General features: G+C 58.5%; 18 protein-coding genes. 6 read left to right on the top strand and 12 right to left on the bottom strand.

The window, feature by feature from the left end:
* Positions 1–66: 66 nt before the first annotated feature.
* Positions 67–1,200, bottom strand: a complete 1,134-nt coding sequence (locus Mag101_RS17445) for a TRAP transporter substrate-binding protein (protein ID WP_077407840.1) — start codon at positions 1,198–1,200, stop codon at positions 67–69.
* A gap of 105 nt (positions 1,201–1,305) precedes the next feature.
* Complete coding sequence (uvrD, locus tag Mag101_RS17450; RefSeq protein ID WP_077407842.1) at positions 1,306–3,534, bottom strand: DNA helicase II; 2,229 nt, start codon at positions 3,532–3,534, stop codon at positions 1,306–1,308.
* A 329-nt stretch (positions 3,535–3,863) separates the two neighbouring features.
* Between uvrD and hexR the strand changes: the two genes are divergently transcribed.
* Together hexR and Mag101_RS17460 are read left to right on the top strand one after the other, a co-directional pair.
* Positions 3,864–4,670 carry a transcriptional regulator HexR gene (gene hexR, locus Mag101_RS17455; protein ID WP_335645080.1) on the top strand — a complete coding sequence of 269 codons (807 nt, stop codon included), beginning with the start codon at positions 3,864–3,866 and terminating at the stop codon, positions 4,668–4,670.
* Between the two features lie 238 nt (positions 4,671–4,908).
* Positions 4,909–6,153 (top strand): multidrug effflux MFS transporter, encoded by a 1,245-nt coding sequence (locus Mag101_RS17460; RefSeq protein ID WP_077407844.1) that lies wholly within the window; start codon positions 4,909–4,911, stop codon positions 6,151–6,153.
* Between the two features lie 9 nt (positions 6,154–6,162).
* On the opposite strand, the gene gstA is transcribed toward Mag101_RS17460, so the two are convergent.
* The 5 genes from gstA to Mag101_RS17485 form a co-directional block, all read right to left on the bottom strand.
* Positions 6,163–6,762 (bottom strand): glutathione transferase GstA, encoded by a 600-nt coding sequence (gene gstA / locus Mag101_RS17465; RefSeq protein WP_077407846.1) that lies wholly within the window; start codon positions 6,760–6,762, stop codon positions 6,163–6,165.
* A 58-nt stretch (positions 6,763–6,820) separates the two neighbouring features.
* The gene (locus Mag101_RS17470) at positions 6,821–7,792 is read right to left on the bottom strand and encodes a glutathione S-transferase family protein (protein ID WP_077407848.1); all 972 of its coding nucleotides are present in this window, start codon (positions 7,790–7,792) and stop codon (positions 6,821–6,823) included.
* Positions 7,793–7,825: 33 nt separating this feature from the next.
* Complete coding sequence (locus Mag101_RS17475) at positions 7,826–8,230, bottom strand: DoxX family protein (RefSeq protein WP_077407850.1); 405 nt, start codon at positions 8,228–8,230, stop codon at positions 7,826–7,828.
* 215 nt (positions 8,231–8,445) lie between these two features.
* Complete coding sequence (locus tag Mag101_RS17480; protein ID WP_077407852.1) at positions 8,446–9,435, bottom strand: Gfo/Idh/MocA family protein; 990 nt, start codon at positions 9,433–9,435, stop codon at positions 8,446–8,448.
* A gap of 37 nt (positions 9,436–9,472) precedes the next feature.
* Positions 9,473–10,360, bottom strand: a complete 888-nt coding sequence (locus Mag101_RS17485; protein WP_077407854.1) for a LysR family transcriptional regulator — start codon at positions 10,358–10,360, stop codon at positions 9,473–9,475.
* 150 nt (positions 10,361–10,510) lie between these two features.
* Between Mag101_RS17485 and Mag101_RS17490 the strand changes: the two genes are divergently transcribed.
* The 4 genes from Mag101_RS17490 to Mag101_RS17505 all read left to right on the top strand — a co-directional run bounded on the left by Mag101_RS17490 (position 10,511) and on the right by Mag101_RS17505 (position 15,771).
* Positions 10,511–11,389, top strand: coding sequence for a pirin family protein (locus tag Mag101_RS17490; RefSeq protein WP_077407856.1), 879 nt, complete (start codon positions 10,511–10,513; stop codon positions 11,387–11,389).
* Between the two features lie 101 nt (positions 11,390–11,490).
* A complete protein-coding gene (locus Mag101_RS17495; protein WP_077407858.1) occupies positions 11,491–12,813 on the top strand; it encodes a cation:proton antiporter in 1,323 nt (440 codons plus the stop codon).
* A gap of 87 nt (positions 12,814–12,900) precedes the next feature.
* The gene (locus tag Mag101_RS17500) at positions 12,901–14,787 is read left to right on the top strand and encodes a monovalent cation:proton antiporter-2 (CPA2) family protein (protein WP_077407860.1); all 1,887 of its coding nucleotides are present in this window, start codon (positions 12,901–12,903) and stop codon (positions 14,785–14,787) included.
* A 72-nt stretch (positions 14,788–14,859) separates the two neighbouring features.
* Positions 14,860–15,771 carry an alpha/beta hydrolase gene (locus tag Mag101_RS17505; protein ID WP_157520481.1) on the top strand — a complete coding sequence of 304 codons (912 nt, stop codon included), beginning with the start codon at positions 14,860–14,862 and terminating at the stop codon, positions 15,769–15,771.
* Positions 15,772–15,790: 19 nt separating this feature from the next.
* Here the strand turns inward: Mag101_RS17505 and Mag101_RS17510 are convergent, their stop codons facing one another.
* From Mag101_RS17510 to Mag101_RS17530, 5 genes are all read right to left on the bottom strand, one after another.
* On the bottom strand, positions 15,791–16,594 hold the full coding sequence (locus tag Mag101_RS17510; protein WP_077407862.1) for a glucose 1-dehydrogenase: 804 nt from the start codon (positions 16,592–16,594) through the stop codon (positions 15,791–15,793).
* An 18-nt stretch (positions 16,595–16,612) separates the two neighbouring features.
* Positions 16,613–17,947 (bottom strand): cytochrome c, encoded by a 1,335-nt coding sequence (locus tag Mag101_RS17515; RefSeq protein WP_077407864.1) that lies wholly within the window; start codon positions 17,945–17,947, stop codon positions 16,613–16,615.
* 6 nt (positions 17,948–17,953) lie between these two features.
* Complete coding sequence (locus Mag101_RS17520; RefSeq protein ID WP_077407866.1) at positions 17,954–19,561, bottom strand: GMC family oxidoreductase; 1,608 nt, start codon at positions 19,559–19,561, stop codon at positions 17,954–17,956.
* A gap of 2 nt (positions 19,562–19,563) precedes the next feature.
* Positions 19,564–20,106, bottom strand: coding sequence for a sugar dehydrogenase complex small subunit (locus tag Mag101_RS18270; RefSeq protein ID WP_077407868.1), 543 nt, complete (start codon positions 20,104–20,106; stop codon positions 19,564–19,566).
* A gap of 163 nt (positions 20,107–20,269) precedes the next feature.
* Positions 20,270–20,800, bottom strand: coding sequence for a lipocalin family protein (locus Mag101_RS17530; protein ID WP_198040029.1), 531 nt, complete (start codon positions 20,798–20,800; stop codon positions 20,270–20,272).
* Positions 20,801–20,831: the final 31 nt, after the last annotated feature.

Genomic DNA, 20,831 nt, shown 5'->3' on the forward strand with positions numbered 1-20,831 from the left:
CGCACTCTTATTCCGATATGATTTGGTAAAGATTGGCATTAAAAAAGGGGCCGTACGGCCCCTTTTTTAATGCTGATTTATTTCACGCGTCTCGTAATACGCCTCTTCACTAATCCGGTGATACGGAATTACCTGCGCTTCAAAATCCTGGAAGGCCTGATACACCCGGTTGAACTGCGGATCTTTGGCCGCGGTTTCCTGCATGATGCCTTGATTGATTTCCTTCAGGTGCGCGATCACCTCGTCCGGTAATTTGCGCAACTCGACACCGTGCTCTTCCACCAGCTCCTTGAGCGCGCGGTTATTGCGCGCGGTGTATTCATCCAGCATATCCTGATTGGCGTCGCGCGCGGCGACACGCACGATGGACTGCAGGTCTTCTGGCAGTTTCTCGAATGCGGTTTTGTTGATCAGGATTTCCAGCACCGAGCCCGGCTCGTGCCACCCAGGATAGTAGTAGTATTTGGCGATCTGGTGAAAACCGAAGGCGAGGTCGTTGTAGGGGCCAACCCATTCGGTCGCGTCGATCACGCCGGTCTGTAGCGCGGTATACAGTTCACCACCGGGGATGGTCACGGCGGTGCCGCCGGCGCGGTTCAGGACTTCGCCACCGAGACCCGGGATACGCATCTTCAGGCCCTTCAGGTCGTCGACGGAATTGATTTCCTTGTTGAACCAGCCCGCCATCTGCACGCCGGTGGAGCCGCCGGCCATTGGGATCAGGTCGAAGGGTTCGTAGAGTTCTTCCCACAGTTCGAGGCCACCGCCGTAGTGCAGCCAGCCATTCATTTCCTGTGCATTCAGGCCAAACGGCACCGCGGTAAAAAACTGGGCCGCGGGGATTTTGCCTTTCCAGTAATAGGCCGCACCGTGGCCGGCCTCCGCCGCACCGCTGGATACCGCACCGAATACCCCCATGGCGGGCACCAGTTCGCCGGCACCGAACACCTTGATCTTCAGGCGACCGTTGGACATGGCGTCGACGTTCTTGGCAAATCGCTCGGGGGCACTGCCGAGGCCAGGGAAGTTTTTCGGCCAGGTAGTAACCATCTTCCACTCAAAGGTTTGCTGGCCGGCATTTTCGATGGCGGTAATCGCCTGCTTCTCATCTGAGCGAGAAATTACCAGGCTGCCAAAGGTCAGCACCAACAGCGCAAGCAGGCCCAAGATAACGGGGGGATACCAGTTTATTTTTTTCATGTCCGTTTGAATTTTTATTGTGTATTGGCCCCGGGCACCTGGCCCGGGGTGGTGGATGCGATTTCACGCATCCAAGTTTTCAGCGCTCAGCTCTATTAGAAGAACTTACAGCGGCTGCAGCTTGGCCATGGATACTACCAGCCATTTGCTACCTGCGTCGTCGAAGTTGACCTGTACCCGCGCGCGCGGACCGGAACCTTCAAACTGCATTACAGTGCCTTCGCCAAACTTGGCGTGATCCACGCGGCCGCCCAGTGCCAGCGGTGGCAGATCGTCGTCGAATTCTGGTGCCGGGTCGGAGAACTGGCCGGCGCTACCGCCGAATTTCCCATAGTTGGGCTGGAACAGCGGTTTGGAGATTTCGGTTTTCAGGCGCACCTCGTGGATATACTCCACCGGAATCTCACTCACAAACCGCGACGGCTTGTTGTAAGTCTCGCTGCCGAACAGGCGGCGACTTTCCGCATAGGTGATGTACAGCTTCTGCATGGCGCGGGTGATACCCACGTAACACAGGCGACGCTCTTCCTCCATGCGCCCGGGTTCCTGGGCCGACATTTTGTGTGGGAACAGGTTTTCTTCCACACCGGCCATAAATACCAGCGGGAATTCCAGCCCCTTGGCGGAGTGCAGGGTCATCAGCTGCACCGCATCTTCAAACTCATCCGCCTGGCCTTCACCGGCATCCAGTGCGGCGCTGTCGAGGAACTGGTTGAGCAAGGGAATCTCCTCCTCGTCTACCGCTTCGCCATCGGCATCGGCGGTAGGAATACCGTCGAAGCCGCGGCAGGCACTGACCAGTTCCTGCAAGTTTTCCACGCGGGTCTGGCCTTTCTCGCCTTTTTCCTTGCCGTGGAATTCGATCAGGCCGGTCTGTTCAATGGCCAGCTCGGCGATGTGGTCGAGGGTCTTGTCGGTGCTCTCTTCGTCCAACGCGTCGATCAGGCTGAGGAAGTTACCTAGGGCATTGCCGGCGCGGGCGGCCAGCACCTTTTGCTGCAGCATTTTTTCCGCGGCGCTCCACAGGGAGCAGCCGTGCTCGCGCGCGAACGCCCGCACCGTATCCACTGTACGCGCACCAATGCCGCGCGTGGGCGTGTTGACGACCCGCTCGAACGAGGTGTCGTCGTGGCGATTGGTCATTAGGCGCATATAGGAGAGCGCATTCTTGATTTCCATGCGCTCGTAGAAGCGCTGGCCACCGTAAATACGATAGGGCACCTGCTCACGCAGCAGGCCTTCTTCCAGCACCCGCGACTGGGCATTGGAACGGTACAGAATGGCGATGCTGTCGCGGCGATTGCCATCGCGCACCCAGTCCTGAATACGCTCGACAATAAAGCGCGCCTCATCCTGTTCGTTGTAGGCGGAATACAGGGAAATCGGCTCGCCTTTGTCGCCCTCGGTCCACAGTTGTTTGCCGAGGCGACCGGAGTTGTGCGCGATAACGGCGTTGGCGGCGTTCAGAATGGTGCTGGTGGAACGGTAGTTCTGCTCTAGGCGTACCGTCTGCACCTCTTTCAGGTCCGCTTCGAAGTGCTGGATATTCTCGATCTTGGCACCGCGCCAGCCATAGATTGACTGGTCGTCATCGCCCACCGCGGTGATCGCACACTGGTCGCCGGCAAGCAGGCGCAGCCACGCATATTGAATGGTGTTGGTATCTTGGAATTCGTCCACCAGGATAAACGGGAAGCGGCGGCGGTAGTGCGCGAGGATGCTGTCATTGTTCAGCAGCAGTTCGTGGGCGCGCAGCAACAGCTCGCCAAAATCCACCACGCCGGCGCGCTGGCAGGCCTCTTCATAGGCACTGTAGATACGCACCATGGTCTGCAGCCAGGGGTCGCCAGTCAGCTGGATATACTGGGGACGAATTCCCTCATCCTTCTGCGCGCCAATCCACCACTGGGTTTCCCGCGGCGACCACTTCTTCTCGTCGAGGCCCAGTTCGTTCTGCACCCGCTTGATCAGGCGCAGCTGGTCGTCGGAATCAAGAATCTGGAAATTCTGCGGCAGCTTCGCTTCCTGCCAGTGCGCGCGCAGCAACCGATGGGCGAGGCCGTGAAAGGTGCCCACCCACATGCCAAAGGTGTTTACCCCGAGCAGTTCCTCGATACGCCCGCGCATCTCGCGCGCGGCCTTGTTGGTAAAGGTCACCGCCATAATGGAGTAGGGCGACGCCCCCTCCACTTGCATCAACCAGGCAATACGGTGCACCAGCACGCGGGTCTTGCCCGAGCCGGCACCGGCCAGAACCAATTGATTGCCCGGAGGCGCGGCCACGGCTTCGCGCTGGGGGTCGTTGAGGGGGTCTAAAAGTTCAGATACGTCCATGGGGCGGATTGTATCAGGGGTAGGGGGAGAACTGGGTATATAAACAGGGTTTTAAACCGCAGAAACTTGATGCGAAGGCGCTGCTAGCGGGTCGGCCTCCATGAGACCGTCTGCGGCCAGGACGGCCGCAGCCGAGCCCCCAGGGATGGGTTTACGGCGTGTCTCGTGGAGGCCGACCCGCTAGCAGTGCCGCCACCAAGCCACAATCAAACCAAGCCAAGGCTCGCCAGCACCGAGCCATGCCGCTAAACTGCACAACTTGAACCATAGAAGGTGTTGTCGTGAAGCCAGCGGAAGTCACGCAAAAAATCAGCGAGCAGCTGAGTTCCATGCGCAAATCGGAGCGCAAGGTTGCGGAATATATCCTCGCCAATCCGGGCGAAATCATTCATATGCGTATTGTCGATCTCGCCACCGAAGCACAGGTGAGCGAACCGACCGTGGTGCGCTTCTGCCGCGCCGTGGGCTGCTCCGGCTTCCAGGAATTCAAGCTGAACCTCGCCCAGCAGCTGGCTTCCAGCCCGAGTTTTGGCCAGATCGCGGTCACCGAAACCGACTCCATCGCCGAGTACAAACGCAAGGTGTTCGACTCCACCGTCGATACCCTGCTGAACGTGCGCGATAAGATTGATGGCCGCGCCCTGGAAGCGGCAATTTCTGCCATCGCTGCCGCCAAACGCGTGGAATTTTTTGGTTTTGGCGCCTCTGGCGCCGTAGCCGCCGACGCCCAACACAAGTTCTTCCGCCTGCAGATGGCCACCGCGGCCCACTCCGATCACCATATGCAGAGCATGTCCGCCATGAGCATGCAGCCCGGCGATGTGGTGGTTGCCATCTCCCAGAGCGGCCGCACCTCCTCGCTGCTGCGCTCCATGGAAATGGCCAAGCAGCAGGGCGCCACGGTGATTGGCCTCGGCCCCAGCGGCTCACCCATGACCCGCCAATCCAGTATTCCCCTGGAAGTGGATGTGGAGGAGGACATCGAACTCTACACGCCGCTCTCTTCCCGTATCGCCCACCTGGTGGTGATCGACGTACTCGCCATCGGCGTTGCCCAGCGCAAGGGCCCGCAGCTGCAGGAACACCTGCTGAAGCTGAAGCAGGGCCTGTATAACTTGCGCGAAGAAAAGCACTAAGAAAGTACAAGAAGCGGCTATTTGCTGTGAATGCGCTGCTAATGGCAGCGCTTACCCCTCCTTAGTAGAAAACCACTCACCATATATTCCCCAGCACCCATGGCATCTGCCGGGCGCGCCCGCTACTATGCCGCCGCCCGCAGGTAATATCCGCCAATGACTATGCTTTGACCATTGGCTCACGGGCTCCCACTGGCGTTGCCGCTGTACCCAAAGCTCCCTTATTTACCGGTTTGATATGCCCCCGAATTTCTTCGACGCCGACGGCCGTCCACCGCGCTGGCTCGCTCCCTGTCTCGCCGCGCTGGTAGCGTTGACGCCGTTTGCCATCGATACGTACCTGCCCGCTATTCCCGCAATGGCCGTAGCACTGGGCGTGGAAGTGGCGCAGGTACAGCACTCGGTTTCCAGCTATCTGCTCGGTTTCGCTTTGGGCCAGCTGTTTGGTGGCCCGCTGTCGGATCGTTGGGGACGTATTCTGGTGGGAACCATTGGTCTCAGCGTGTTTATCGTCAGCACCACGCTGATTCTGTTTACCAACAGCGTAGAAATGCTGGTGGCGCTGCGCTTCTTCCAGGCCGCGGGCGGCGGTTTTGCCACGGTTATCTGCGGCGCCATCGTGCGCGACCTGTACCACGGCCGCGAGGCAGCGCGCATCATGTCGCTGATTGCCACCATGATGCTTATTGCGCCGATGGTGGCGCCGGTGATCGGTTCCACCCTGCTGACTTTCGGCGACTGGCACGCGATCTTTATCTTCCTGCTGGTCTACGGTCTGGCGATGATGGTGCTGGTGCGCGGCATTTTGCCGGAAACCGTGTCGCGCTTTCGCCGCGCGCGGCGCCAGCGCCAGCCCCGCCGCAGTATGTTTCAGGGCTACGCAGAGATTTTCCGCACCCCACGGGCACTGGGCTTTTTATTTGGGCAGGCGTTTGTCAGCGGTTGCATGTTCATCTACATCACCACCGCGCCGTTTGTGTTTATGGAGCATTTCGGGGTCAGCCCGCAGACCTTTCCGATTCTATTTGGCAGCTGTGTACTGGGCCTGGTGATTCTGGTGCAGCTGAACATTCGCTTGCTGAAGGTCTTCGAGCCGCGCCAGATCCTACTGGCGGGTATCGCGCTGCAACTGGTGTTTTGTGCGCTGTTGCTGGGCAGCACCCTCTACTATGGCGCGCAGCAGCCATTGCTGGCGTGGATGATTCCATTGGTGCTGGCGATGGCCACCATCGGCCTGATCACGCCTAACTCGGCGGCCTGTTATCTGGAATTCTTCCCCTCGATCAGCGGTACCGCCAATGCGCTATTCGGTGCATCGCTGTTTATTTTTGGCGGGGTACTTGGTGGGACGGTAAGCGCGGTGCACACCGGCACCCTGGTGCCGATTGCGCTGGGCATGTTGTGCTGCTCAGCCGCCGCGCTATGCCTGGTTTTGTTTGTGGCGAAAGCGCGACGACCGATCGAAATATCAGAAAGGAAATGATGGCCCGGGTTAAATCAGCCCTTCGGCCTTGAGCGCCTTCTGCACACCCGGGCGCTGGGACATGCGTGCGGCAAAGGCCGCGAGCTTCGGCCAGGCGCTGGTGTCGACGTCGACAAACTTGCACCAGTTATACACAGTAAACAGGTAGGCGTCGGCGATGCAGAAGTCGTCGCCCATCAGGTAATCGCCCACCATGCTGTCCTCGATGTACTGAAAGCGCTTGGCAAGTTTTTTACTGGCCAGCGCCTTTTCATCATCGGTACCACCCCAGAACAACGGCAGGAAGGTCTTGTGCACTTCGGTGGCCAGGTAATTCAGCCACTCCAGCACCCGGTAGTGCGCCAGCGAGCCATATTTTGGCGCCAGGTTATGCTCCGGCTTCTGCTCGGCGAGAAACTGCACGATCGCCGGGCCTTCGGTCAGCAGTTCGCCACCCTCCAGCTGCAGCGCGGGAACCTGCCCCTTGGGATTGACCTCGGTGAAATTAGCACCGCCATCCATCTCTTTGGTTTTCAGGTTGACCTTGCACAGCTCCAGATCAATCCCCGCCTCACAGGCAACAATATGGGGGGATAATGAGCAGGCACCGGGTGCATAAAACAACTTCATCAGATTTCCTTTTTTTGGTTTTGAGCGAGATCAGCGCGCCCGACACGGGAGCCGCGCATCAACCGCGGCCGTGAGGCGCCGCGTAATCCAGCTCCGGGCCCACAGGCACAATGCCGGTGGGGTTAATGTTCAGGTGACTGGCGTAATAGTGGGTTTTGATATGGTGAAAATCCACCGTTTCCGCAACCCCGGGCCACTGGTACAGCTCGCGCACATAGCCCCACAGGTTCGGATAATCCGCCAGGCGCTGCTTGTTGCACTTGAAGTGGCCGTGGTACACCGGATCGAACCGGACCAGTGTAGTAAACAGTCGCCAGTCCGCCTCGGTGATGCGATCCCCGGTTAGGTAGCGATTGTCCGCCAGACGGCGCTCCAATTGCTCGAGCACCTCGAACAGGCGATGGTACGCCGCTTCGTAGGCGTTCTTGCTGGTGGCAAAGCCCGCACGATACACGCCGTTATTGACGTTTTCGTAAACCAGCGCGTTGGTGGCCTCTATATCGCCGCGCAAGTCCTCGGGGTAGAAATCCTGATCATCCCCGGTCAGGTCGTTGAACGCGGTATTGAACATGCGGATGATTTCCGACGACTCGTTGCTGACAATGCAATTGCGCTGCTTGTCCCACAGCACCGGCACCGTCACCCGTCCGGAGTAATCACCACGATTGCGGGTGTACACCTCGTACAGGAATTCGCTGCCAAACAGCGCATCGCCGCTACTGCCTTCCTCCTGGTTGAAGGTCCAGCCGTGCTCGTGCATGTAGGGACTGACCACGGACACGGTGATGTAATCTTCCAATGCCTTCAGCTTGCGGAATATCAGCGTGCGGTGCGCCCAGGGGCAAGCGAGGGAAACATAAAGGTGATAACGGCCTTTCTCGGCCTGAAAACCACTCTCACCACTTGGGCCGGCACTGCCGTCGGCGGTCACCCAGTTGCGCAGCTGCGCCGCTTCACGCTCAAACTCACCACCGCTTTTGTCGGTTTCATACCAGCGATCTTTCCACTCGCCTTTAACCAAGAGTCCCATGTTTGTGCTCCGTGTAGAGGTTGTGATTGGCGATCAGCGGTTTTTCACTTTCGCCATGGCGTGATCAAAGCTGAATTTACCCGCGCCGGCGCATGCCAGGATCAGGAAGCCGCCAGCGATGGTGATGTTTTTCATAAACATGATCTGCTGCATCTGGTCGCCCGGTACGTTGTGAAACAACCAGGCACTCAGTGCACAGAAGACGGCAAACGCCAGTGCCACCCAGCGGGTGAAGAAACCGAAGAGAATCGCCAGGCCACCGCCCAGCTCAAGCAGAATAACCAGCGGCAATAAAATGCCGGGTACACCCGCGGCCGCCATATATTCCTGGGTACCCGCGTAGGCGCCGATCTTGCTGTAGCCGGCAACGATAAACATCACCGAAATGAGAATGCGACCGATCAGTTTGCCGAAATCACACAGTGCACCGTTTTGCATAGCAGAGTCCTCGTAATTAGCCGTCGAAACGGAAAGTGTATGGAGTGACAACGCTGTTCAGTGTAATTCGACTTTTCGAAACAAAAATCGCAAATTATTGGCACGAATCTACGATTTTTTCGGACTTTGACGTGATGTTTCCTTGGAGGGAATTACCGAAAGGATTGCCGAAGGGATCAGCGGAAGGTTTAGCCAATCTTGCCGCCGCTAGCCCACTAGCCCACTAGCCCAGCGAGGATCTGGTCCATCACCCGCGAGGCCTTGCCGCCCTCGGCGCCGGCGACCGGGTGGCGCCCCGTGCCATTGAGGTGTTTGACCATGTTTTCGATATGGAAGAACTGGATATTCTCCGGATGGGGGATTTCCACGTGCTCCGACCCATTGGCACTCTCCAGCACCAGGGCCGCATCGGCAAACACGGAAAAGCGGATGCTGCCGCGGCTGCCGTGAATTATCACTTCATCGCCGTATTCGGCACAGCCAAAGTTCCAGAAGCCGGAACCGGTGGCGCCATTGTCGAATACCCAGCAGGCAGATACGGCGTCTTCGACGTCGTACAGGTTTTGCTGGTTGACGGCGATGCCCCTGGCGTCGCGAATGTCGCCCAGCAAATAAATAAACAGGTCCAGGCCGTGGCAGGCCAGGTCGACAAAGTGGCCGCCACCGGATACGGCAGGATCGGTGCGCCAGTTGTATTCTGCGGACAGGTCCACGGCGGATGGCGTGCGCGCATAGCTCCAGTTGATATGGCGCACATCGCCGATTTTTCCTTCATCCAGCCACGCCTTAACCTGATTAAAGCGCGGCAGGGAGCGGCGGTAATAAGCCACAAACAATTGTGCGTCACGGCCGGCAAAGGCCGCGGCGATTTCTTCGCACTCGGCAAAATTCAGCGCCATGGGTTTTTCCAGGCAGCAGTGCTTGTCGGCGGCGGCAATTTTTAGCGCGTACTCGCGGTGGCTGCCCGGCGGTGTCGCCACGTAAATGGCGTCTATTTCCGGGTCCTGAATCAATGCGTCGGCATTGGCGTAGGTCTTTGGCACCCCGTGGCGTTCGGCGTAGTCGGCGAGCTTTGCTCGATCGCGACGCATCACCGCCAGCAACTCAGAGCCCTGTACCTTGTTAAACGCGGGGCCACTCTTCAGTTCGGTGACATTGCCGCAGCCAATGATGCCCCAGCGGATTGGGCGATTATCCTGTTCCATTGATCACAAACTCTGGTCTCACAAATTCTGGGGCATCTCAGTCCAGTGGCGGCAGGCTTTCGCGCAGGGCACTCAGCAGCATGTTGGCCGCGGGGCCGGCGCGGTCGCGGTCGGCAAAGAACAGGTACACCATCACATCCCTTTCCCAGGGCTCCTCGGTGCGCAGCGGCAACAGGCGGTCGGCACAGAGCGAATCGCGAATGCGCGGCTCCGGCAGCCAAGCAAACCCCAGGCCGCGCTCGATCAGGTCAATAGAGGTGTGCACGTTGGTGACGGTAATGCGCTCATCGGAGCCCAGCCAGCCCGCATCCTGGCGATTCTTCAGCGCGGAATCCCGCATTACGATCTGCCGCGTGGCCTTGAGGTCCTCACGGTTTACCGGGCGGCCCAGGTGGTGCAAGGGGTGATCCGGGTGCGCCACCGGCAGGAATTTCACCCGGGTGAGGGGCTCACCGACAAAGCCCTGCGGCGCGCGCGCGGAAAGGATAAAGTCCACTTCCTGCTGCAGCAGCAGCTCTTCGCCACCCGACAAAACCGTCTCGCGGATTTCCAGGCGCGTGTGTGGGTAGACTTCGGCGAAACGCTCGACCGCGGTAAGCAGCGCGTCGTAATCAAACAGCACATCCACCGCCAGCCGCAGCTGGGCTTCGGTGCCGGCGGCGAGACTCTCGGCCACCGACTCCAGTGCCTCGGCTTCATTCAACAGGCCGCCCGCGCGGTTCAGCAGCACGCGCCCGGCATCAGTCAGTTCCGCCTTGCGCCCGCGCACCTCCAGCAGGGCGATGCCCAGGCTCTCCTGCAGTTTGTGCACCGCATGGTTAATGGAAGACTGGCTTTTGTGCACGGCTTCCGCGGCCTGCGAAAAGCCACCGTACTCCACCACTGCCTGAAACATGCGCCACTGTTCCAAGGTTACCTTGGCCATAGACTGTCCCTTGTCCGGATGCGATCAAAACCCATGCGCTCGAAACGCCCTGCGGTTGATCTATCAATTTGTTCGAATATTAGCTGCGATTTTTTGCCATTTTCAGGCGATTTTATCGGCTTATACTGCCGGAAATGGAGGAGCAGAACCATGCAAAACGTCACACAGAACAGCGCAAACGTCACCGGAACCCGTCCCGCGGCGCGGGTAGTGGCGGGGCATCCCTCCGCTGATGGCGCCGGCGTAAAAATTCATCGCGTCGCAGGTTTCCAGTCTGCGGACTTCAGCCCCTTCCTGATGATCGATGAAATTCGCTCGGAAAATCCCGACGACTACATCGCCGGCTTCCCCCCGCACCCGCACCGCGGTATCGAAACCCTCACCTATATGCTGAGTGGTGAGTTCGAGCACAAGGATCACCTGGGCAATCGCGGCGCTATCTCCCAGGGCGGTGCCCAGTGGATGCGCGCCGGGCGCGGCATTATTCATTCGGAAATGCCCTCGCAAGGGGAGAGTGGAATGCACGGCTTTCAGCTGTGGATCAACATGCCGGCCAAGGACAAGATGGCGGACCCGGACTGGCGCGATGTGCAACCGGAGCAGGTGCGCGAAGTCACACTCGATGAGCAGGGCTCGATGATCCGCCTGATTGCGGGCCAGTGGCAGGTCGCCGGCGAGCCGGAATGCGCGCCGCTGCTCGATACCTCTGCCAGCGCGGCGGTGGCCGACCTGCGCCTGGCGGCCGGTGCCGAGATCAAGCTTCCGCTGCCGGCGGCACACACGGTGCTGGTGTATATCTACCGCGGCGTGCTGGATACCGGCCGTGGCGTGGTGGAGCGCGGCAATCTGGTGCTGTTTGGCGCAGGTGAATCGGTGCAATTAATTGCCGCCGAGGAAATGGGTGCACTGGTCCTGCACGGCAATCCGCTGAATGAACCCATCGCCCATTACGGACCCTTTGTGATGAATACGCGGGAGCAAATCGAGCAGGCCGTGCGCGACTACAATAACGGCACCCTGACCGATTAAATTCAGCCGGGATATTGCGCTCGCATTGGGGCGTTTTGTAGGGCACGATCCGCGCGCCCTACAGACCAGATGCAACCCCGGTATGGAGATTCCGCGCTCACATGGATGTCTATTACACCTTTTGTTTTATTGCTGCGGCCTCCGTTTTCCTCGGATTCCTCAACCAGTATGTGCTGCGCACCCAGACCACCATTGCGATTACCGCCGGCTCCCTGGCGCTGTCGCTGATCGTTACCGGGCTGGGCAAGCTGGAAATCGTTGAACTGCGCGACTGGGCGGCACAGCTGCTGCCACTGATGAACCTGGAAGACCTGCTGTTGAAGGGCATGCTCGGCTTCCTGTTGTTTGCCGGCTCCCTGCACATTGACCTGTATATGCTGCGCAACCAGAAGGTTGAGATCACCGCACTGGCGATCTTCGGCACCCTGATCTCGACCTTTGTGGTCGGTTACCTGCTGTATTTCCTGCTCGGACTGCTCGGCATGCCGGTGCCGCTGGTGTATTGCCTGCTGTTTGGCGCGTTGATTTCCCCTACCGACCCCATCGCGGTGTTGGCGATCATCAAGAACCTTAGGGCGCCGTCACAAGTGTCGATCCAGGTAGAGGGGGAATCCCTGTTCAACGATGGCTTCGGCATGGTGGTGTTCGCGGTGCTGTATGCGCTGGCGTTTCAGGGCACCGAACCCACATTCGCCGCCATCAGCCACCTGTTTATGCTGGAGGCCTTCGGCGGTATCGCCCTCGGTCTCGCCATCGGCGGGCTGTTCCACTGGTTGATCTGCTCCACCAATGACCACAGCCTGGAATTGCTGCTCACCCTGGTGATTCCCACCGCCGGCTTTGCCACCGCCAATATCCTCGGCGTGTCCGGTGCACTGGCGATGGTGGTATCGGGGATCATTATCGGCAACTTCACCCGCGAACACGGTTTCTCGCGGGTGAGCCAACACGAACTGGACAACTTCTGGAACATTACCGAAGAGTTTTTGAACGGCATCTTGTTCCTGCTGGTGGGGCTGTTCCTGATCACAATCACCTTCGAGCCCATCGACTACCTGATGATTGTTGCCGCAATCGCAATTGTGCTCATCGGCCGGGTGGCCGCGGTGAGCATTCCATTCCAGTTCCTTAAGCGCCACCGCAGGTACCACCCCTACACCGAGCGCATCCTGATCTGGGGCGGCTTGCGCGGTGGTCTGGCGCTGGCGTTGGCGATGTCGATACCGTCTGGGGTTTTAATAAATCGCGAGGATGGAGGGGGCACTCAGGACCTGGGGCACCTGTGGGTGGTGATGACCTACGGCGTGGTACTCTTTTCCATCGTGGTTCAGGGCTCCACTATTGCCCCGCTGATACGCCGCAGTCGCGAAGCGAATTATTCCAGCAACGTGCCGCCGCCGAACGCGGGGCAACAAGCGCAATAGACGCAGGCAGATAACGGGCTGCCAGTTTCAAGACCAACGGGTGCCGGGGGGCATCCATCTACAGCACATAAAATTCAAAACAGCGTTATGGCACAAGATAACTTTTTACTTCAGACCGTGATTTTTCTCGGCGCCGCAGTGATTTCGGTACCGCTGGCCAAGCGCCTTGGTTTCGGCTCGGTGCTGGGCTACCTGGTGGCCGGCGTACTGATCGGCCCCTATGCCTTTGGCCTGGTTGGCGACACCAGCGACGAATTGCACTTTGCCGAATTCGGCGTTGCCCTGATGCTGTTTTTGATCGGCCTGGAACTGCAACCCAGGAAACTATGGGCACTGCGCGGTGCGATTTTCGGCACCGGTGGCGCTCAGGTGCTGCTGACCGCATTGGCGGTCTCCGGGTTGGCCGTCGCCCTGTTTGGTTTTGACTGGCGCAGCGCCACCGCGGTCGGCCTGATCCTGGCGCTGTCTTCCACCGCCATCGTGCTGCAGTCCCTGTCGGAAAAAAATCTGCTGAAGACCGAGGGCGGGCGCAACGCGTTTAGTGTGCTGCTGTTTCAGGATATCGCGGTTATCCCCATTCTGGCCCTGCTGCCTTTGCTGGGGACGGTAGAGATTGCCCCCGACCCCGACGACCTTCAGGGCTGGAGCTACGCGTTCGCGGTGCTGGGCGCGGTGATTGGGCTGATCCTGGCGGGGCGCTATCTGCTGACGCCACTGCTGCGTATTGTGGTGGGCACCCGCACCCGCGAGCTGTTCACGGCCTGCGCACTGTTAATCGTACTGAGTGCCGCCGCACTGATGAGCTGGCTGGAGCTGTCTCCAGCACTGGGTACCTTTATTGCCGGCGTGGTGCTGGCAGAGAGCGAGTTCCGCCACGAGCTGGAAGCGGATATCGAGCCGTTCAAGGGCTTGTTGCTCGGCCTCTTCTTCCTGGCAGTGGGCGCTACCCTGGATCTCGCACTGGTCATGCAAAAGCCACTGTTGCTGTTTGGCCTGTTGCTGCTGATGGTACTGGTGAAGTTCATCATTCTGTTCGCGCTGGCGCGCATTCGCGGCATGGCGAAAGGGGAGGACTGGCTGTTTGCACTGTCACTGGCACAGGCCGGTGAGTTTGGTTTTGTATTGCTGGCTTACGCCAGCCAGAACCACGTGTTGCCCGCGGACGTCAGCAGTATTCTGATCGCGCTGATTGCACTGTCGATGGCATTGACCCCGCTGCTGCTACTGGCTTACGAGCAGCTGGTCCAACCGCGATTTTTCTCCGGTCCGCAGCTGCCGGATATTGCCGACAGTGGCCCGCATGACGACGGCTCGCCGGTAATCATTATTGGTTACGGCCGCTACGGCCAGATTGCCGGGCGCATGATCAACGCCTGTGGTTTCGAGACCACTCTGCTGGAGCACAATGCGGAACAGCTGGAGATGGTTCGCCGCTACGGTATCAAGGCCTACTATGGTGATGCATCCCGTGGCGACTTGCTGCACGCCGCCGGCGCCGACAACGCCAAGCTGATCATCCTCACCCTGAGCGATCAGGCTGCCTCGCTGGATATCATCGCGCGCATCCAAAAGCACTTCCCGCACCTCACCATCCTTGCCCGTGCACGCAACCGCATGCACCAGTATGCGTTGATGGAAGCGGGCGTGAAGTATATCTACCGCGAGACCGTCGACAGTGCCATCGAAATCGGCGCGGGCGCGCTGCAACTGCTGGGACTGTCCAAACACCAGGCCCTGCGCGCGGCACGCAAATTCAAACAGCACGACCAGCGCATGCTGGAGTCGCTGTTCCCGTACTGGCGCGATGAATCTCAGCATATTGCCCAGACCAAGATCTATCGCGAACAGCTGTTGCAGGCACTGCAAGAAGACCGGCGCGATCCGGACCTGCACCTGGATCACCACTGGGACGACGGCGATAGCAGTCAAAAGAAACAGAAGAAAGGAACCAAGGCGGTGCAGCCGGGGCTTTAATACGGGAACTTATACCGGCGCAACCGCTCTGAACGGGACTATTTCCTAAAAAATTAATAACGAGACTGCGTCGTGAAAAATCTATTTGCCCGTCTGCTGCTGTGTGGCGGGCTTGCCACGCTGACAAGCTTCGCTTTTGCCCAAGCGGAAAGCTCCCCAGCTTCCGCGATCAAACCGTACACAATCAAAGGCTCGCAGGTGGTGGATATCCACTCGCAGGCCAACGGCAAAGACTACGAACTGTTCATCAAGCTGCCGCGCTCTTTCCACCACACCGAGCAGCAATACCCGCTGGTGCTGGTCAACGACGCCGACTATGCGTTTCCATTGATCAGTAGCATCACCCGGCAACTGGGCGACCACGGCAAAAAGATTGAAGAAGTGGTGCTGGTGGGCGTGTCCTATTCCAAGGGCGATAACGGCGGGCTCAGCCGCACCCGCGATTACACACCGACCCCATCGCCCTATGAAAAAGGTGGCCACTCCGATGCCGCGCGTCGGGCCTCCGGTCAATCGGCGAAATACATCCGCTTTCTCGCCGATGAGGTGCTCCCCTATCTCAGCGAGCACTACCGTATCCACCCGCACAAAAAGATTTTTGTGGGGCACTCCTTCGGTGGCCTGCTCGGCGCATCAATTCTGTTCGACCAGCCCGAAGCGTTCGACTACTACATCCTTGGCAGCCCATCCCTGTGGTATGACAACAAGGTGATCTTTGAAGTCGAATCCCGCTATGCCAAGCAGCACAAGACACTGGATGCACAGGTAATGATGGTGATCGGCGAATACGAAAACGGTAAACCCCACAGCCATTTCACCATGGTTGACGATATGCTGGCATTTGAACAGAAATTGGAATCGCGGGATTACGCAGGTCTTGCCGTCACAACCAAGGTGGTACCGGAGGAGTACCACGTGAGTGTGTTTCCGACACTGATTACCGATGGGTTGCTGTGGGCAATTCCCAGATCAACACCGCAATAATTTCGGTATTTTTTGCGGGCTATTTCTTTTTCGGGGAAGCAGTACTGCCCGCCAGAATGCCACCATCGACCATCAGTTCGGTGCCGGTGACGTATTTGGATTCGTCCGATGCGAGATACAGCGCGGCATAGGCCACATCCATCGGTTCGCCCATGGTGCGTAGTGGAATATCTGCCGCGATTTTCTCGATAGCCTCCTCGCGCTCAGCCCCCTGGCCCAAAATCGAATCCCACAGCGGCGTGAGGATGGCGCCGGGGTGAATGGAATTACAACGAATGCGATACCCCTGTTGCGCGCAATACAGGGCGACCGATTTGGTGTGGTTGCGAATCGCGGCCTTGCTCGACGCATAAGCCGCTGCGCCGGGAATACCGACATTCCCCGAGCGGGAAGACAGGTTAACAATACTGCCGTGCGCTGCCTGTTGCATCAGCTTGATCGCCGCCCGGCAACCCATTGCCACCCCCTCCACGTTGACCTGATGGATTTTCTGCCAGCTCGGTAGATTGAAGTTCTCCGGATCAAAGGGGCCTTCTGTTTCCATAAAGCCGGTAATACCGGCATTGTTGACCAGAATATCCAGCCGGCCGAACTGTTGCTCAATGGAGCTGGAAATCGAATCCCACTGGGACTCTTCGGCAACATCCAGATGCATATAGTGCGCCGCACCGCCGATTTCCGAACAGACCACCTGGCCCTGGGTATCGTCGATATCGCTGAGAATGACCGTTGCGCCTTCTTGTGCAAATAACTCGGCAACCGCGCGCCCAATACCCTTGGCAGCACCGGTAACCAGCGCGACTTTATTTTCCAGTCGATGCATTTCCTGCGACCCCAACAATCAGTTATTCGGTTCCCTTGTTTGCCGGGGAGGGACGGCAAACTGCGCGCGCAAATAATCCACCAGTCTCTTTAGTTGCTCTTCATCCATTTTGTCGGCGAAGCCGGGCATCATTTTTTCTTCGCCATCAATGGTGCGGCTAATACCCTCCAGTATTGCCTGACGCAAATTGTGATCGTCTTTCGCACCAACGGTGGAGTTCTGGATCAGTGATGGATAGTAGCCATCCTTGCTGCCGGTTCCGTCCACGCCATGACAGGTCGCGCAAAACCCCAGGTACAGTCGTGCACCGTCGGCTTTTTTTCTCGGGTCTATGTCCCGTGACAACGGGTTACCGCGCAGGATGACCACATCGGTGGCGGGGTTGCCGAGACTCTGTCGCGGCATTCTGACTCTGCCGCGGACCGGTGGGATGTCCTGCAGGTATGTCACTATTGCGGCTATGTCACTGTCGTGCATGTTGGCGAGGCTGTTTTCGATGGCTTCCGCCATGGAGCCACCGGCCTGAGCCAGACGATTCACATGCCCGGTTTGTAGGTACTCGGTGAGCTGCTCGGCAGTCCACTTGCCAATACCGCCGATTGGATCCGGCGTAATGTTGTACGCCTCCCAACCATCCAGCACTGGGCCACCGGCGAGGAATCCTTTTTTTGTTTCGTCAAACGCTTTTGCCTGGAAAACCAGGCCGCGGGGGGTGTGGCACTCACCGCAATGTGCAGGCCCCTGTACGAGGTAAGCGCCGCGGTTCCATGCATCACTTTTCTGTGGGTTCGGTTCAAACGGTTTGTTGGGCGTAAACAACAAATTCCAAAAATAGAGCGGCCAGCGCGCACTGAGCAATTGCGGAATTTTATTCGCTGGAGGTCTTTCGTGTACCGGCGCGACACCGAACAGGAAATAGGCATACAGCGCCTTGATATCCTCATCGGTGATCTTGGCATAGGAAACATAGGGCATTGCCGGGTACAGGTTGCGCCCGTCCTTGCCGATGCCTTCGCGCAGCGCTCGTTCGAATTCCTGTAGGGTCCAGCCGCCGATACCGGTGGCAATATCCGACGTGATATTACTCGAGTACAGCGTTCCCAACAGCGGCACATGCATTGCCCGCCCACCCGCATAGACGGACCCACCCTCTGCGGTGTGGCAGGCTTTGCAATCAGCGGCAACGGACAGGTAACGCCCTTTCTCAATCAGATCGGCGCGATTCAACTCTTTATTGACCGAGGCCGCCGCGGCTTCATCCCAGATATCTTGCGCGAGCGCATGCCAGGCGGCGAACAGACTGCCCACGAGGACGATAAGGAATGAATAGAGCCAGAGGGAGCTGCGGACCATCGCGGCTTAGCCCTCCCTGAGCAGAGTATCTGCCAGGCGCAGGGCAAGCGCGGCAATCGTGAGCGTAACGTTAACGGTACCCACGGAAGGCATCACCGAGCTGCCCGCAACAAACAGGTTGGGATGATCGAAGGTCCGACAGTCCTTGTCGACAACCGAGTCCGCCGCACTGCTGCCCATAATTGTGGTGCCAGTGATGTGATTGTTCGGCGCAAAGGCATCGGCGAAAGTCACTTCGGTACCGCCCATCAGCTTGGCAATTTCGGCGTAGTGTTCACGGGTGTGCGCAGCACTTTTCACCACATAGTCATCAATCGCGTAGGTGATTTCCGGGCGCGGTATACCGCTGGCGTCTTTTTCGGTGCTACTGGGTTGGATACGGTTTTGCGGCTGCGGCAGAATTTCGTGGAAGCTGTTGAACTCCACATAGGTGGCGGCGCGCTCTCGCAGTTGTTCGGTGAGATCGAGTACACCCACCGGTTCGGAAATTTTCAGCACGGCTTCGGTCGCTTTGTGTACTGCGGAGCTGTTCGAAAGATGCAGTTTTTTGCCGGCGTATTCGCTGCGAAATGCGCCGTCGCGAAAGCCAATAACCGAGGTCATTTCCTGGGGGCCACGACCCGGCCACAATCGCTCATCCGCGTAGAAGTGCACCCCGGTACCTGGGTGATCCATCAGATTGCGCCCCACCATATCGGACCGATTACCGATTCCATCCGGATGGTTGCGCGCTTCGGACATCAGCATAAGTTTTGGTGTTTCGATACCGTTCGCCGCAAGCACAAATTTTTTGCCAGTTACGCGGTGACTTTCGCCGCGGGGGTCTTTGTATTCGGCAGCGACGATGCGATCGCCCTCGGTAATCAAGCGGTTAACCACAGCACTATCAATCAACTCCGCGCCATTGTCCTCGGCTTTTTCCACATGAACGATGCCGTTATACATGGCGCCAATCGGGCAGATCGGCATGCAGTTATTGTTGCCACAGCAGGTTGGCCGGCCATCGTAAGGGCGGCTGTTGCGCGCCACTGGTTCGGTAACCACTTGCCAGGCAGGATTGTGTCGGTTCATACGCGTTTTGAGCCGCGCATCGTTATAGGAGAGGGGCAGCGGCTGCATCGGGTAGGCGGCACTGCGGGGTGAACCCAGCTCTTCATCTTTGGGGCCCCACACACCGAGTTCCTGTTCGGCGCGGTAGTACCAGGGCTCCAGGTCACTGTATTCAATCGGCCAGTCGCGGCCAACGCCATACAGGCTTTTCAACTTGAAATCATTCGGCAGAAATCGCCAGCAGGAAGCCGCCCAGTGCCAGGTAGTGCCGCCCACTGCGCGAATATATTGCTGATTGAATTTGTGACTGCCCTTAAAGATCAGGTAGTTGTTGGCGAACTCACCGTACTCCGGATGGGGCGCCCAGGGAGGGGACCGATAGGCGGCCATAAAGTCGGTTTTATCCAGCTGGTTGCGAAAGCGTTCTACCGTACGCCAGCGCGCAACTCGCGGCCCCGCCTCGAGGATGAGTACGGATTTCCCGGCCCTTGCCAGCTCGTTGGCCACCAGTGCACCGGCCACCCCCGAACCAATTACCACATACTCCGCATCCCTGCTCGCCAAATCTAGACCCTCTTGAATTTCAGCTGCGGGGCCCGCGCCCAATCGCCGGGTTTACCGGTGCAATAGCTGGGCACGGGGAGGGCATCCGAGGTAAGCCGATACATCAGTGCGCGCTCATAGGTGACCAGCGTTGTGCCGACAGTACCGAGAAACCAGGCCGCGACAATCAGCTTCGCTACCGGTGAATGGCGTTCGGCTTCACCAGGTTCGTCAGGCAGCAAATCGAGCTGCTGCGCAAAGCTCGGGTACTGATCATTGAGTGCGACCAGCAAACGCGCCGCCACTCTTCTGTCTAACGGGGTGTCGATTGGCAGCGGATGGAACAGCTTCTGTGACACAGAAAAGAACTTTTCCAGGCGGTGTAAGGCGCTTTCCGTCCTGTCCGGCAATCGCTCCGACTGTGAGAAAACCGGTGCCACACTGCCACCGACAAGACTGGCGCCCAATACAAGTTGGTGGCGGACGAATGTGCGCCGGGCGAGGCAGTTCGGCTCGCCACCCGCAGCCCCCCGTGCTCGCTCATCTTTGCCGTTATCAGCGCCCACACCGCCCTCACAGACTAACTCGCCATCCGTTACTGGCAGTATAGATAAGGCTGAGAGTGCGCCGTCGGAAAGAACAATTACCCTGTTTCAAAGAAAAACGGAGAACACTGGGTTATGGATCGATAGCAACTCGAAGTCACCAAGGCAGGCTGCGCGGTGCGCATCAAGGTGCCTGCTCGACAAAAATCAGTGAACGGGTATCGAAGCCAAGGGATTCTGCGCGCTCAACAAACCGCTGCTTAATGGCCTCATCCACAGTGGGCGTACGCGACAACAACCAGAGATAGGAACGGCTTGGACCCGCAACCATTGCGTAGCGATAATCCTTATCCAGGTCGAATATGATGTAGGACCCGTAGAAGGGACCGAAGAAAGAGACCTTCAGGTGACCCACGTTGGGCGCGCCGACAAAATATGCCTTGCCCTCCGCCTGCTGCCATTTGCCCTTTTCAGCATCGAACCCGCGGTTGACCACTCTGACACCGCCATCGTCCCGCATGCTGTACTCTGCAGTCACACGGCTCAAGCCCCGCTCAAATGAGTGGTCAAGCCGTGCGATCTCATACCACTTGCCCAGATAGAGTTCGAGACGGAAGTTGTCCACAGGAGTCACACCCTGGGGTATGCCCGTACAGGCCGCATGCAAAATAGTGGCGAATACGAGTAATGAAACAGCGAGCTTCCTCAACAGCATGTGGCAACCCTCCGCGCGCGACCGCTCAATA

The organism is Microbulbifer agarilyticus (assembly GCF_001999945.1).
Classification (GTDB): domain Bacteria; phylum Pseudomonadota; class Gammaproteobacteria; order Pseudomonadales; family Cellvibrionaceae; genus Microbulbifer; species Microbulbifer agarilyticus_A.

Excerpts from the sequence above, each read along its gene's own strand:
- Mag101_RS17445 (WP_077407840.1), bottom strand. The coding sequence starts at position 1,200 with ATGAAAAAAATAAACTGGTATCCCCCCGTTATCTTGGGCCTGCTTGCG.
- uvrD (WP_077407842.1), bottom strand. The coding sequence starts at position 3,534 with ATGGACGTATCTGAACTTTTAGACCCCCTCAACGACCCCCAGCGCGAA.
- hexR (WP_335645080.1), top strand. The coding sequence starts at position 3,864 with ATGCGCAAATCGGAGCGCAAGGTTGCGGAATATATCCTCGCCAATCCG.
- Mag101_RS17460 (WP_077407844.1), top strand. The coding sequence starts at position 4,909 with ATGCCCCCGAATTTCTTCGACGCCGACGGCCGTCCACCGCGCTGGCTC.
- gstA (WP_077407846.1), bottom strand. The coding sequence starts at position 6,762 with ATGAAGTTGTTTTATGCACCCGGTGCCTGCTCATTATCCCCCCATATT.
- Mag101_RS17470 (WP_077407848.1), bottom strand. The coding sequence starts at position 7,792 with ATGGGACTCTTGGTTAAAGGCGAGTGGAAAGATCGCTGGTATGAAACC.
- Mag101_RS17475 (WP_077407850.1), bottom strand. The coding sequence starts at position 8,230 with ATGCAAAACGGTGCACTGTGTGATTTCGGCAAACTGATCGGTCGCATT.
- Mag101_RS17480 (WP_077407852.1), bottom strand. The coding sequence starts at position 9,435 with ATGGAACAGGATAATCGCCCAATCCGCTGGGGCATCATTGGCTGCGGC.
- Mag101_RS17485 (WP_077407854.1), bottom strand. The coding sequence starts at position 10,360 with ATGGCCAAGGTAACCTTGGAACAGTGGCGCATGTTTCAGGCAGTGGTG.
- Mag101_RS17490 (WP_077407856.1), top strand. The coding sequence starts at position 10,511 with ATGCAAAACGTCACACAGAACAGCGCAAACGTCACCGGAACCCGTCCC.
- Mag101_RS17495 (WP_077407858.1), top strand. The coding sequence starts at position 11,491 with ATGGATGTCTATTACACCTTTTGTTTTATTGCTGCGGCCTCCGTTTTC.
- Mag101_RS17500 (WP_077407860.1), top strand. The coding sequence starts at position 12,901 with ATGGCACAAGATAACTTTTTACTTCAGACCGTGATTTTTCTCGGCGCC.
- Mag101_RS17510 (WP_077407862.1), bottom strand. The coding sequence starts at position 16,594 with ATGCATCGACTGGAAAATAAAGTCGCGCTGGTTACCGGTGCTGCCAAG.
- Mag101_RS17515 (WP_077407864.1), bottom strand. The coding sequence starts at position 17,947 with ATGGTCCGCAGCTCCCTCTGGCTCTATTCATTCCTTATCGTCCTCGTG.
- Mag101_RS17530 (WP_198040029.1), bottom strand. The coding sequence starts at position 20,800 with ATGCTGTTGAGGAAGCTCGCTGTTTCATTACTCGTATTCGCCACTATT.